Raw genomic sequence first — 13,414 nt, 5'->3', positions numbered from 1 at the left:
CAGCGACGGAAAGGAGGCTCGCTCGATGGAACACCCCATCATCTACGGCGTGTGTCACGACCTCCGGGTTGCCCGGGTGACGGTCCTCGGCGCTCCCACGCAGTCATGGGTCGTGGCGGAGATCTTCCGGGCCTTGGCCGATTCCGGCATCAGGTCGGACATGGCTCAGAACACCTCTGCGCCCGGCGGCCGGAACGATCTGTCCTTCGTTGTCGACGAGAGCGACTCGGCGACGGCGATGGCCGTGCTGGAACAGGTGCGCGACACCCTGCGTTTCGAATCGGCCCGGGTGGACCTCGGGGTCGGCAGGGTTTCGCTGGTCGGCGCCAGTCTGCGGTCCAACTCGGAGATCATCGCCCGGTACTTCGAGTCGCTGCGCGATGCGGACGTCGCGGTGGAGATGGTCGCCGCGACGGACAACTTCATCGCGGTGGTGACACGGGAACGGGACGCGGACAGGGCTTCCAGACATCTCAAGTCCACTTTCCAGCAAGGCGAACCGAGTCCGTTGCTGAAGTAGGCGTCCTGTCCTTTATGTTGAAAGTACAGACATGAGAACGGGCGGCCGTGTGAGCAGGCCGGCGACGAGAGGGCTTGAATGCGAGACCAGCACAGCACCCCACGGCATGTCCCCGTTCTGATAGTCGGAGGGAGTCTGAGCGGTCTGTCGGCTGCTCTGTTCCTCGCCGCCAAGGGCGTCGAGTGTCTGCTGGTCGAGCAGCGACCGGGTACGTCGGTGCATCCGCGGGCGCGGCTGGTGACGGCCCGCTCCATGGAGCTGTTCCGCTCGGTGGGGATCGAGGACGAGGTCCGCGAGGCGGGTGATCCCGGACCCATCGGTTTCGTCGTGGTGGACACGTTGGCCGACGAGCACTATGTGCCGACGGGTAACCACCACGACGAGACGCTCGACATCAGCCCGACCGGGATGCGCCTGTGCGATCAGCAGCGGTTGGAGCCGCTGGTGCTGGGGCGCGCGCGGGAGCTGGGCGCCGAGGTGCGGTTCGGGACTCGTTTCGACGGCCTCGTCCAGGACGCGGACGGGGTCACTGCGACGCTGGACGAGACCGACGGCTCGGGGAGCTGGACGGTGCGCTGCGACTATCTGCTGGCGGCCGACGGGATCCGCAGCCCGGTACGGGAGGCGCTCGGCGTCGGACGTCATGGTCCGGGGGCTCTCGGGCGCTCGGTGAGCGCGATCTTCGACGCCGATCTGGAACCGGTGATTCGGGGGCGGCGGGCGATGGCTGTCATCGTCAAGAAGGCCGGTGCCTTCCTGTTCGCCCGCGGCAACAGCGAGTCCCGGATGTGGCAGCTCGGCTTCCCGCTGTTCGAGGGCATCGACCCTTCCGAGGAAGGCTTGCGGGAGAGTACGCGGGCGCTGGTCCGGGTGGCCGCCGACGACCCCGGGACAGAGGTCACGGTGCACAGCGCCATGGCCTGGGAGAGCGCGGCTCTGGTCGCCGACCGCTTCCGGTCCGGCCGGGTCTTCCTGGTGGGTGACTCCGCGCACGCGATGCCGCCCGCCGGTGGGTTCGGCGGCAACACCGGGGTCCAGGACGGTCACAACCTCGCCTGGAAGCTGGCCGCCGTGCTGGCGGGCACCGCGGGCGAGGCCCTGCTCGACACCTATGACGCCGAGCGCCGTCCGGTCGCGGACTACACGGTGCAGGAGACCCTGGCCCGGATCGGGCAGTCGTCGGCCGAGTCCCGGGCGACCGTGCAACTCGGCTACTGTTACCCGTCCTTGCTCGCGGCCGCCCGTGAGTGCGGCGGCTCGGACGAGCCGGCCGGGGACGCCGCGGTCTCCGAGGACCCGCACCGGCCGTCGGGGCGTCCGGGGACCAGGGCCCCGCATGTCGTGCTGGAGCACGAGGGACGGCGGATCTCGGCGCTGGATCTGTTCGGTGACGGTTTCGTCCTGCTGACCGCCGCTCCTGGCGGCGCGTGGGACTCCGCGGCCGAACCGCTCGACGCACGGGAACCCGCCGTGACCGTGCGCCGGATCGTCGGCCCGCAACACCGGGCGGTGCCCGGCGAGGGGCCGGTGTACGTCGATGTCGAGGGATCGTTCCTCTCGTCCTACGGCATCAGCCTTGAGGGAGCCGTACTGGTCCGGCCCGACGGTTTCATCGGCTGGCGGACGTCCGAGGAGTGCGCGCGTGAGTGGCTGAGTGCGGCGGCACTCGGTCTCATCGGTCACACGACGTCCGGCACCCCTCGCTGATCCACGGCGAGCCGCCGCGGGCCCTTCTGAGTCCGTCCGGAGCACCGGACGGGCTCAGGGGCTCGGGCGGCGCCGGGGTCAGGCGCTTTCGGGCACGGCACAGGACGAGTCGAGATCCCGGGCGGCGAGCGCAAGAACGAACGCGAGAATGCCGCGGGTGCGTACGGGGTTGATTCCCGTCAGCTGTTCGATCCGTTCCAGACGGTAGGTCAGGGTCCGCCGCGCGACGTTGAGCCGACGGGCAGTCCTGGTCCTGTCCAGGTCCATGAGGTAGAGCGTACGGAGCGTCTTGAGGAGTTCCGGGGTCTCCACGATCGGATCGATCAGGGAGATCAGCTGCCTGCGGTACTCGCTGTCCCTGGAGATGGCGAGCTCGCTGATGACCTGGTTGCTCTCGACCGTCTTGCCGTCGAGCCCGGCGATGTTGGCGAGCGACTCGATCCTGGCAGCCTGCTGGATGGCCACGGCGAGTTCCGAACGGGGTGCTATGACCGCGCCGGCCGGCGCGGCGAAGGTGATTCCCACCCGCTTGAGCGTCTCCACGATCTGTCCGGCCTGTTCGTCCGGGCTGCGATGGGAGCGGATCGGGGCCAGGATGCACAGATGACGGCCCGCCTGGCAGCTCAGCCCCAGGTCTCCGGTCATCAGTGCGGCCGAGGCCCGCGCCACGGTGGCGGCGCTCGGCGTGATCTCGCCGACCACCCGGCCGGCCACAGCCACATACTCCTTCGCCGGTGTGTGGTGCGCGGTGGCCGCGAGTTCGTCGGTCGCGGATCCGTTGAGCATGAGGTCCGCGAGTACCCGGCGCGAGGTGTCGAGCCCGGCCTGCTTCTGGGCGTGTACGTAGGCGAGGCTGATCGCGGCGGTGATCTCCTTCACTCCGGTGGATGCCCACTGGGTCAGGGAAACCAGCTCGCTCTGCTCCCCGGGCCGGGCCGAGACCCAGCAATCCGCGACAGCGACCGAGCAGCCGACCTCCCAGGCGTGCAGCAGGGGCGCGATGCGCTCCCCCCGCTCGGCGAGCTGCACGGCGAGCGCGGTACACCTCGCGAGTTCGTCCGCGGGCAGGCGACCCCCCTGCCGGTAGAGTTCCAGGCCCCTGTCGAGGACCGAGCGCACGAGCTCCGCGCTGCCGGCGGAGCCGACCAGGCCCCCACCGTCCGCATATATTTGCACCTTTAACCAGATTTCCTGGGCGATTTCTTCCGTACGCGCAGCAAGCCTGGAAAGTATGTCCCCGCGAGAAAGCTCCAAAGTACCCATCACATGCCCCCATACATGTAGCGATATACTCCGGCCGTCCAAAATTCAACCACGCCGGACCAGTCACCACCGACCCCACAGATGAGCACAAATCCCGCCGGGGTGACTCGGGGCGCGGAGCGCGAAGAGCCGAAAGTAGCGCCCAATCTTGCACAGATTCGAACTGACTTCCATCGGGTTCCCTTCCCCCCCTACTGCAACGGCTATGACCTGCATCACACATACCGTTTATTGCACTCCCCTTGGCTATTCCTTTACTAACTTCGGGGAACTCTGCGCCAGCGCTCAGCCGGGCGGCTGCGGCCCACCACCGGCATTCTGGTTCCGATCGCCGCTCCCGCAATGCCGTGCAAAACCGGCCACGGCCGCGCCGACCGCGTTCGAGGGATCAGCCGCAACGCATCCGACCTGCCCCGAGGTGCTTCCCAGGTGTGCAGGCTCCCCCACCGGGCTTCGACACTGAGCATGCGGAGCGACTCATGACGGAGCCGATAGTGGACCCAGTACAGCGGCCGCATCGGCGCGCGATGACTGCGGCAGGCTGCCGCTGATCATGAGGGCCAAGGGGAGGCCGCAGTGTTCTTGGATCACGTCACTTTTGCTGTAAACGATCTTGACCAAACAATTACAGAGATAGAGGAGGCGTTGGGCGTCGCCTTCGAGGTTCCCACCGACACCATCCCGGGAATAACGGGCCGGGTCGTCGCCCTGAACGGGAGTTTCCTGGAAATCATGGCGGTTTCCGAACCCGAACAGGCGGGCCTCTCCCCGTTCGGTAAGAAATTCGTCCAGTACCTGGAGGAGCGAGGTCCCGGCATCTTCTCGGCCACGCTGTGCGTCGAAGATCTCGCGAACCTTCAGGAGAATTTGCCGGAGACCGTCAAGAACTGTGGACCCATTTCCACCTGGGTACCTCAGCCCGACGGCTCCAAAATTCACTTCTCCTCGCTGTTCTTCGGTCAGTACCACCTGATGCCGTGGGTCATCGAGTACCACTCCGAGCTACCCGACGTGTCGATCGACATGCGGCTGCGCTCCGCCACGATCCAGGTGTCGGACCTGACCTCGGCGGTACGGCACTACCGGCTGGTTTACGGCATTCCGGAGGACCGGGTGCGGCTCGACGGCGACACCGCCCTGCTCCTGCTCCACAACAGCTCCCTGGTATTGGAGCAGGCCGCCCCCGAGGGGCTGTCCGCGGTGGAGATCGAGGCGCCCGGCAGATCCCTCCGGCTGACGTTCGACATCAACGGGCTGGGCTTCGCCGAGCTGTGATTCCCCAGCCCGGCACCCGGACCCGAGAAAGGAACGAGCACGTATGAAGAATCGTTTCCTGGAAGGACGCATCGGGCCGGTCTCCGAGGAGATAACCGCGCCGGATCTTCCGGTGACCGGCCGGATTCCCACCGAACTGAACGGTCGCTATCTCCGCAACGGCCCCAATCCGCTGGGTATTGAGGACCCTCAGGCCTATCACTGGTTCACCGGTGACGGCATGGTCCACGGTGTGCGGCTGCGGGACGGCAAAGCCGAGTGGTACCGCAACCGCTGGGTCCGCTCCAGGAACGTGGCCGAACGGCTCGGCGAGCCGTGGCCGGCCGGTCCCGTCTTCGCCGACCGGGACGCGGCGGCCAACACACATGTCATCGGGCACGCGGGCCGCACCCTCGCCCTCGTCGAGGCCGGCATCCGCCCGTACGAGATGAGCTACGAGCTGGACACGCTCGGCCCGTTCGACTTCGACGGGGGCCTGCCGGGCGGATACACGGCACACACCAAGCGCGACGCGGTGACCGGTGAACTGCACGCGGTCGCGTACTACGCGGGCTGGGACTACGTCCAGTACATCGTCATCGACGCCGAGGGCACCGTGACCCGCACCGTGAACGTGCCGGTCGAGGACGGGCCGATGATGCACGACTTCGCCCTCACCCAGAAGTACGCAGTGATCTACGACCTGCCGATCACCTACAACGCCGGTCTCGCCAGGACCGGGGCCCGACTGCCGTACGCCTGGAACAACGACCACCAGGCCCGCATCGGCCTGTTGCCCCGGCACGGCGGCTCCGACAAGGTCCGCTGGTTCGACCTCGAACCGTGCTGGGTCTTCCACACCCTCAACGCGTACGACGAGGACGACACCGTCGTGGTGGACCTCACCCGGTTCCCGCGCATGCTGCAGAAGGGTGGGCTCGACGGCAACTCCGCTCCCGTGCTGGACCGTTGGACGATCGACCTGAACTCCGGAAAGGTGCTCCAGGAGACGCTCAACGACGAGAACCAGGAGTTCCCCCGGGTCGACGAACGCGTCGTGTCGCTCAAGCACCGGTACGGCTACACCGTGGCGTCCGACGCGGTGTTCGACACCGGATCGGGGGAGGTGATGCTCAAGCGCGACTACGCGAAGGGGACGACGGAACGTCGGCTGTTCCCCGTCGACTCCGCGGTCGCCGAGGCGGTCTTCGCTCCTGCCGCGCCCGACGCCCCGGAGGACCACGGCTACGTCATGGCCTATGTCTTCGCCCCGGAACGCGACGCCACGGATCTCCTCATCCTGTCCGCGCAGGACTTCACCGGCGAACCCGTGGCCCGGGTGCATCTCCCCGCACGCGTCCCGCCCGGCTTCCACGGCAGTTGGGTTCCCGACCTCGACTGAGCAAGCCGCCGTCCCGGACCGACCGGTCCCCCTGCCCGCCCGTCGTTTCCTGCCGAAGGAGCGGCGGGCATCGTGGCTCTGTCAACCCCTTGTCCCGCGGCGCCGCCTGCCCACAGTTGAAGACCCCTCACCGGAACTGCACACCTGGGAAGCCCCGGAATCAACTTGACCAGGCGGTTGTTGCACCTCATTGATTCGAGATGCAATCATCCTGAAGCCCGTCTCGCACGCGCCGACTTTACGTCTCTCTATCAGTTATCGGAGGTACGGAGAGTGTTTCATCCAAGTTTTTCTTCACCTCCTCGTACCGAAACAACGACGGCACACGACGCCCCGTATTCCGAACAGGACGGGGCCGAGGAAACCTTGTCCGAGCGCGCGGCCCCGCTGGCCCGGCTGACGGACGCCTTCGCCCTGACGCGCACCCAGGCCGGACAGATCGTGCAGGTCATCGGCCCAGTCGCGAGCGGCAAGACGGAGTTGCTGCGGGTATTCACCACGGGCGCCCAGGAGGAGGGCGCGCTCGTCCTGCCCGCGACGGGCCGGGCGGCCGAAAGGGTACAGCCACAGAGAGTACTGAAGCAGCTACTGGATTCACTGCCCGGGGAATTCATTGCCGATTCCGCGAGTGAACCAATGGAACAGGACCGGTCGACCGCTTCCCGGATCTTCAACGAAACCGTTCTGGAAATCTCGCGTCATACACCGGTAATCATTTCCGTCGATGACGTGCAGCACGCGGACACGGCATCGCTCGACATTCTCATGTCCCTGCTCCAGGGCTGGGAGGGCGCCCGGATCCTCACGGTACTGGCCTGCCGTACCGGTGAGGCGGCCGAGGACCTCGCCCTCTACCGCACCCTGCCGTCGCACCGGGAGGTGACCCGCATCCGGCTGTCGATGCTGTCGGCGTGCGGTACGCGCAGTCTGCTCACCCGGGCGCTCGGACCGGTGGCCGGCGTGCGGCTCGCGCCCGCCTGGCACGCGATGACCGGAGGAAATCCCGTACTCCTCAACACACTTGCGCAGTACGGCACACCGCCCGGCGGCGACGACGCGGCGGGAGTACGGGTGGACGCCCAGGGCTATGAGGCGTTCGGTCACGCCGTGATGCGCTGCCTGTGGCGGGCCGGGACGGTCGTATTGCATACCGCTCAGGCGCTGGCCACTCTCGGCGAGGTCGCCACCCCCGTCCTGCTGGCCAGACTGCTCGGCACTCCCCCGCAGACCGTCCGGCGTGCTCTCGCCGAACTGACGAGCATGGGGTTCGTCGACGGAGGGCTGCTCAGGTCGCCCGGGATCAGGGAGAGCATCCGTACCGGAGTCCCGTCGACGGCCCGGTGCCGCTTCCAGTTGCGCGCCGCCCGGCTCCTCTACAACGACGGCGCCGACGTGGAGACCATCGCCCCGCTGATCGAGGCCGCGGGAGGCAGCAGCGAGGACTGGGCCGTGCGCGCGCTCCTGGAAACGGCGCAGCGCTACACGCAGGGCCCGCGCTCCGAACAGAGGATTCGCTATCTGCGGCTGGCCCATCGCACCGGCGCCGACGGACCCCAGGCCGAGCGGGTGACCGTGGCACTGACCGAGGCCCTGTGGCAGACCGACCCGGCTCTCGCCTTCCGGTACGCGGCCCAGCTGTCCGCACCGGACCGGCGTGGCAGCCTGCCGAGCGGCGCCGAGCCGTTGCTGGCCAAGTGTCTGCTGTGGGGCGGCGAGGTGGACGAGGCCGCGGCGCTGCTCTCGTCGGCACCGCCCGACACGGCGCCGGACGCCTTCAACCAGGTGCGGGTGTGGTTCTCGTACCTCTATCCCGGCTTCGACACGTCGGCCGCCGTCGGCCCGTACCGGCCGCGGAGCCGGGCCGACGGGGAGCCGGCCGGCCGCGGGCCGCACACCATGACCGCGTCGTTCCCCCCGGGCACCGCTCACTGTCACCCGGGCGGGGCCGTCGAGAGGCTGCGCGGCGTACGACTGACGGAGGGTTCGCTTCCTCATGTGGCGATCGCGCTGGCCGAGTTGCTCGCGGCGGGACACACCCGCGAGGCCGCATGGTCGGCCGACCGGCTCCTGGAGCAGGCTGCGGGCAACCGGGTTCCCTTGTGGACGGCGATCCTCACCGCCTGCCGGGCGGAGATCGCACTGCGCCAGGAGGACCCGGCCGAGGCGGAACGTCTGGCGCACCTGGCACTCGACGAGATCTCCGAGGCCGGCTGGGGAGTCGCCCTCGCCGGCCCGCTGTCCACCCTGATCACCGCTCTCGTCGAGCAGGGGCGGGCCGAGGAGGCCGCACCGCTGGCCGACAAGGTGTTGCCACCCCACACGTTCCGGGGCAGCGCGGGGCCAGGGTTCCTCGCGGCCCGCGGCCGCTACAACCTCGCGGTGGGCGAGCCCCGGCGCGCGCTGCTGGATTTCGAGCGCTGCGGCGAGCTCCTGCGGACCTGGTCCGTCGACCTTCCGCTGTTGTCGGACTGGCGGGTCGGTGTGGGCGAGGCGCAGCTGCGCCTGGACCGGCCGCACGACGCCCGCCGCACTCTGAAGGCCCAGCTCCGGCAGTCCGACGGCCGCTATCCGCAAATCGAGGGCCAGATCCGGCATCTCCTGGCCGAGGCGACGGCGGTGGTCCGCCGGGTGCCCCCTCAACGGGCGGCGGGCGAACAGGAATCCGCGCCGCGTCTCAGCAAGGCCGAGCTGCGCGTAGTGGCCCTCGCGTCGTCCGGGCGGAGCAACCGCGAGATCGCCGGTGACCTTTTCATCACCGTCAGCACCGTCGAGCAGCATCTCACCAGGGTCTACCGCAAGCTCGGCATCTCCGGCCGCGCCGAACTCATCGAGTACGCACGCACCTGGAACAGCGAAGACCCCTTTTGGCAGGGACACCCCCACCTAGGGGGTGCCCCGCAGGATTAGGGGTTGGTGACCCCAGAACGGCCCCTTTAACGTGGGAAACGTTTGCACAAATCGATCGTTGCCCAGCGACGGAACGGGAGTGTGCTGATGGAGGACTTGGCTGCCGCAGCTGAGACACGACGCAGAACTTTCGGCGGGGGTGGGGTTCCGAGTGCCCCCGGTGCCCCGGCGCCACAGACCGGGATCAGATACGAGGTACTGGGCCCCCTGCGGGTGAGTGGCCCCAGGAGCAGTGGGTTCATCACCGCTCCGAAAATGGAGGCGGTGCTCGCCCTCCTCCTGGTCCGAGCGGGGCAGGTCGTGTCCATGGACGCGCTGGTGGCGGAGATCTGGGGAGACCGGGCGCCCCGCAGAGTCATCGCATCCCTGCAGGTGTACGTGTCGAACCTGCGGAAACTGCTGGCCGCCCCGGGGCGGGAGGAGAGCTCGATCGTGACGCGGGCACCCGGCTACCTGCTGAACCTCTCGGACGACGAGATGGACCTGCACGACTTCCAGCGCTTTCTCCAGCTCGGCAAGGAGCACGCGCGCGCCAAGCGCCACGAGCAGGCCGTCGCGTCGTTCCAGAACGCTCTGGCCCTGTGCCGGGGCTCCGCGTTCAGCGGGATCGAGGACATCCAGGCGATCAAGTCCTTCGCCACCTGGTGCGACGAACTGCGCCTGGAATGCTCGGAATTGCTGTTCGACTCGAAACTGGCGCTCGGGCAGCACCGCGATCTGATCGGTGATCTGCACGCGCTGGTCACCGACTATCCGCTGCGGGAGGCGTTCCACCGTCAACTGATGCTCGCTCTGTACCGTTCGGACCGTCAAGCCGACGCCCTGGCCGCCTATCGATCTCTGCGCGACAACCTCTACCACGAGCTCGGCCTCGCGCCCTGCCGGGGCCTTCGCGACCTCCAGCAGGCGATCCTGGTTTCCGACAGCAGACTCGAATACCTGGAAGCAGTGTGAACCACGAGGGGAATCGATGACCGACAGCGACCTGTGGATCAGGCGCTTCCAGCCCGACCCGCCCTCCGGCCCCCGGCTGGTGTGTTTCCCGTACGCGGGTGGGGCGGCCAGCTACTTCCATCCCCTGGCCACCTCGTTGCGGCAGACCACCGAGGTGCTTGCCGTCCAGTACCCGGGCCGGCAGGAGCGCAGATCCGAGGAGACGCTGCGCGATCTGCACACGCTCGCCGACCGGGTGGCTGCCGCGCTGTCGCCGTACCGCGACAGGCCTCTGGTGTTCTTCGGCCACAGCATGGGTGCGGTCGTCGCCCATGAGGTCGCTCTGCGTCTCGCCGAGGACGGCGAGGGCCCCGTGGAACTGTTCGCGTCCGGACGACGCGCACCGTCGCGCCACCGCGACGACAAGGTGCGGCTGCTCGACGACGACGGGCTGGTCCGGGAGCTGAAGCGTCTGGCGGGCACCGCCCCCGCGCTCCTTGACGACGAGGAGATCCTGCAGATGGTGCTCCCGTCGATCCGTGGGGACTACTGGGCCGTGGAGACCCACCGCCACCGCCCCGGAATGATGCTCTCGTGCCCCGTCACCGTGCTCACCGGTGACCGCGACGAGCGTGTGTCCCTCGATGACGCACAGGCCTGGCGGGAGCACACCACGGGCCGGTTCACCCTGGAGACGTTCAGCGGCGGGCACTTCTTCATCAATGACCACATGGAGGCCATCGTCCGGCTGCTGCGCCGTCGGCTGTCCGAACTCGCCCCGCACCCGTCCGCCGCCGCGCACGCCGTCCGGCCCGACCGCTGACCTCTCGCGTACCGCCTTCTTTCTACAGAGGCCGGCCGACTGCCCGCCCGCGGATCCCGCGGGCGGGCAGTTCCGTGTCACCGTGCTACCCGTCCGTCCGCGGCTCCGCTCCGGGCGCCGGCTCCCCCACGAGTTCGGTCCGCAGGTAACCGGCCAGCCGCTCCAGCGTGGGGTGGTCGTACACCGCCATCGGCGTCAGGGTGAGTCCGGTGACCGTGCACAGCCGGTTGCGCAGCTCCAGTGCGGTGAACGAGGAGAACCCGAGCTCCAGGAAGTCCGCCGTGGTGTCCACCAGGTCGGCCGACGGGTATCCGAGCACGGTGGCGGCGTGCTTCCGGATCAGTTCCAGCAGGAGCGTCTCCTGGGCGCTCGGGGACAGTCCCGCCAACTGGCCCGGCAGGGCGCTCGGTCCGGGTTCGGGACTCTCGGAGCGGGCCGCCAGGAACGGCTCCGCCTCCGGTACGCCGGCGATGAGTGACTCCGGTCCCCGGCCGGAGAACTCGGGCACGAACCGCTCCCAGTCGATGTCCGCCACCACCGACGTGGCCTCGCCGCTCGCCAGCGCCTGGCCGAGGGCACGGATCGCCATCCTGGGGCGCATCGCGTGGTGCCCGGACGTCACGGCGCTTTCCCCGTCGCCGGACCAGCGGCCCCAGATCACCGAGGTGCCCGGCAGTCCGAGCCCCCGGCGGTGGTGGACCAGGGCGTCCAGGAAGGCGTGCACCCGGGCATCGTCGCCGGGCCCCGGAATGCCGAAGAGTCCCGAGGCCGAGGAGAACACCACGAACGTTTCGAGGTCCGCGCCCCGGGTCAGCTCGTCCAGGTTCACCGCGGCCGCCACTTGAGTTTCCGCCGCTGTGCGGGTGCTCGTACGGTGTGCGTCCCACGTCCCGTCGTGCATCGCGCCGGCGTGCACGACGGTGGTCAGCGGGGACTCCACGGGGATCGCCGCGAGGGCCGCGGCCAGTTCCTTCCGGTCGGCCGGATCGCAGTGGGCCGTGTCGACAACAGCGCCGAGGGCGGACAGTTCGGTGGCGAACCGCGGCAGCCCGTCGGGGCGTTCGGCGATGAGCAGAATCCGCGCGGCCCCGTTGCGTACGAGCCATCGGGCCGCTTCCATGCCCGGCAGGGTGTCGCCACCCGTGACGAGTACGGTGCCGGAGGCGATGCGCCCGTCGGCCGGCCGGGTGCCCGCGCCGGAAACCCTGGTCAGGTGGCGGACGAAGGTACCGGAGGCCCGGACCGCCACCTGGTTCTCCCCATGGGGGTCGGTGAGCACCGCGGAGAACGCTCCGCCTGCCCGCACGTCCAGGACTTCAGGCAGATCGACGACGCCGCAGGGCCGGCCGCTGCCGGTCACCGACGTCTTCGCCGTACCCCAGAGACGGGCCTGTCCGGGTCGGGTCAGCGGGTCAGCCGATCCGACGGACACCGCACCCCGGGTCACATACCAGAGCGGGGCATCGGTCTCGGCGCCGATGAGCGCTTCGGGCAGCACCTGGTGCAGGGCGGTCTCGGGCTCGGCGGCGTGTTCGGTGATGCCCGCACCGAGGGCGGCGAACGACAGGACACCGCTGAGCGGCAGCTCATCGGTGAGCACAGCGCTGATCCGCTTGGCGAGAATGGCCGCGGAGCCGGGATCGGCCGGGTCCACGGGCAGTTGCACGACTCGGGCACCGCGTTCCCTCAGTACCTGAAGTGCCCATGTCGTGGGCTCGGAGCCGGCCGTGGTCTCGACGTCCGGAGGGGTGAGCATGAGCCAGGTGCCGGACAGTTCCGTCCCGCCTCGGTGCTTCAGCGGCTGCCAGCGCAGCCCGTAGCGCCACTGGCTCTGCTTGCGCCAGGCCGCCAGCGCGGGCAGCACGGCACGCAGCGAGGCGCTCTGCTCGTCTCCCAGCTCCAGTGATTCGGCCAGATCCGCGAGGTCGCCTCGCTCGACGTCTTCCCAGAACACGTCCTCCGCGTCATTGCGTGTCGCGTCGGCCTGGACCGGGGCCGGGTTGTCGAGCCAGTAGTTCTCGCGCTGGAACGGGTAGGTCGGCAGATCCACCACCCTGCTCCGGGCGGGAACGAAACCACCCCAGTCGACCTCGGCCCCGTGCACATGGACGTGGGCGAGGGCCTTGAGCAGGGTCACCACCTGCGGGCGGCCCCTGCGCATCACCGCCGCACCCGCCATACCCGTCACATGCGGAGCCAGCGCCGCATCAGGCCCCACCTCCAGCACGGACACGACACCGAGCTCTTCCAACCGGGCCAGCACCACATCAAAACGCACCGCCTCACGCACATGCCGCACCCAGTACTCCCGCGAGACCACATCACCCGCACTCACCACAGGAATCACCGGATCACGGAACGACACCCCGGCAACCACCCGGGCGAACTCCTCCAGCACCCCATCCATATGCGGCGAATGAAACGCATGACTGACCCGCAACCGCCTCGTCCTGCGCCCCATCCCCTCCAACTCCCCAACAACAACCCCGACCGCCTCACCATCACCCGCGACAACCAAAGAACCGGGACCATTAACAGCCGCAACGGAAACCCGGCCCTCCAGCCCCACCAGCAACGGAACAACCTCACCCTCAGCCGCCTGAAC

The 13,414-nt window shown here is 68.7% G+C and carries 9 protein-coding genes; 7 read left to right on the top strand and 2 right to left on the bottom strand.

Features of this window, described 5'->3' with window-relative positions; translation table 11 throughout:
- Positions 1–25 precede the first annotated feature (25 nt).
- On the top strand, positions 26–520 hold the full coding sequence (locus tag ACGFU7_RS42490) for an ACT domain-containing protein (protein ID WP_393703594.1): 495 nt from the start codon (positions 26–28) through the stop codon (positions 518–520).
- Positions 521–598: 78 nt separating this feature from the next.
- Positions 599–2,227, top strand: a complete 1,629-nt coding sequence (locus tag ACGFU7_RS42485; RefSeq protein WP_393703592.1) for an FAD-dependent monooxygenase — start codon at positions 599–601, stop codon at positions 2,225–2,227.
- 78 nt (positions 2,228–2,305) lie between these two features.
- On the opposite strand, the gene ACGFU7_RS42480 is transcribed toward ACGFU7_RS42485, so the two are convergent.
- Entirely contained in the window at positions 2,306–3,403 is a 1,098-nt protein-coding gene (locus ACGFU7_RS42480) for a PucR family transcriptional regulator (protein WP_393703591.1), read from the bottom strand.
- A gap of 669 nt (positions 3,404–4,072) precedes the next feature.
- On the opposite strand from ACGFU7_RS42480, the gene ACGFU7_RS42475 reads away from it, so the two are divergent.
- The 5 genes from ACGFU7_RS42475 to ACGFU7_RS42455 all read left to right on the top strand — a co-directional run bounded on the left by ACGFU7_RS42475 (position 4,073) and on the right by ACGFU7_RS42455 (position 10,809).
- Complete coding sequence (locus ACGFU7_RS42475; RefSeq protein WP_393703590.1) at positions 4,073–4,765, top strand: VOC family protein; 693 nt, start codon at positions 4,073–4,075, stop codon at positions 4,763–4,765.
- 43 nt (positions 4,766–4,808) lie between these two features.
- Positions 4,809–6,146: a carotenoid oxygenase family protein gene (locus tag ACGFU7_RS42470; protein WP_393703589.1), complete on the top strand. Its 1,338-nt coding sequence runs from the start codon at positions 4,809–4,811 to the stop codon at positions 6,144–6,146.
- A gap of 366 nt (positions 6,147–6,512) precedes the next feature.
- Entirely contained in the window at positions 6,513–9,053 is a 2,541-nt protein-coding gene (locus tag ACGFU7_RS42465; RefSeq protein WP_393703588.1) for an AAA family ATPase, read from the top strand.
- A 255-nt stretch (positions 9,054–9,308) separates the two neighbouring features.
- Positions 9,309–10,007, top strand: coding sequence for a BTAD domain-containing putative transcriptional regulator (locus tag ACGFU7_RS42460; RefSeq protein ID WP_393703586.1), 699 nt, complete (start codon positions 9,309–9,311; stop codon positions 10,005–10,007).
- 16 nt (positions 10,008–10,023) lie between these two features.
- Positions 10,024–10,809, top strand: coding sequence for a thioesterase II family protein (locus ACGFU7_RS42455; RefSeq protein WP_393703584.1), 786 nt, complete (start codon positions 10,024–10,026; stop codon positions 10,807–10,809).
- Between the two features lie 85 nt (positions 10,810–10,894).
- Here ACGFU7_RS42455 and ACGFU7_RS42450 read toward each other — a convergent pair whose 3' ends face one another.
- Entirely contained in the window at positions 10,895–13,378 is a 2,484-nt protein-coding gene (locus ACGFU7_RS42450) for a KR domain-containing protein (RefSeq protein WP_393703623.1), read from the bottom strand.
- Positions 13,379–13,414 lie beyond the last annotated feature (36 nt).

It is taken from the genome of Streptomyces sp. NPDC048473 (assembly GCF_043200155.1).
Taxonomy (GTDB): Bacteria; Actinomycetota; Actinomycetes; order Streptomycetales; family Streptomycetaceae; genus Streptomyces.
Note: the sequence above shows the minus strand (reverse complement) of the source record. Positions and strands in the feature narration are given on the sequence as shown.

Excerpts from the sequence above, each read along its gene's own strand:
- ACGFU7_RS42490 (WP_393703594.1), top strand. The coding sequence starts at position 26 with ATGGAACACCCCATCATCTACGGCGTGTGTCACGACCTCCGGGTTGCC.
- ACGFU7_RS42485 (WP_393703592.1), top strand. The coding sequence starts at position 599 with ATGCGAGACCAGCACAGCACCCCACGGCATGTCCCCGTTCTGATAGTC.
- ACGFU7_RS42470 (WP_393703589.1), top strand. The coding sequence starts at position 4,809 with ATGAAGAATCGTTTCCTGGAAGGACGCATCGGGCCGGTCTCCGAGGAG.
- ACGFU7_RS42460 (WP_393703586.1), top strand. The coding sequence starts at position 9,309 with ATGGAGGCGGTGCTCGCCCTCCTCCTGGTCCGAGCGGGGCAGGTCGTG.
- ACGFU7_RS42455 (WP_393703584.1), top strand. The coding sequence starts at position 10,024 with ATGACCGACAGCGACCTGTGGATCAGGCGCTTCCAGCCCGACCCGCCC.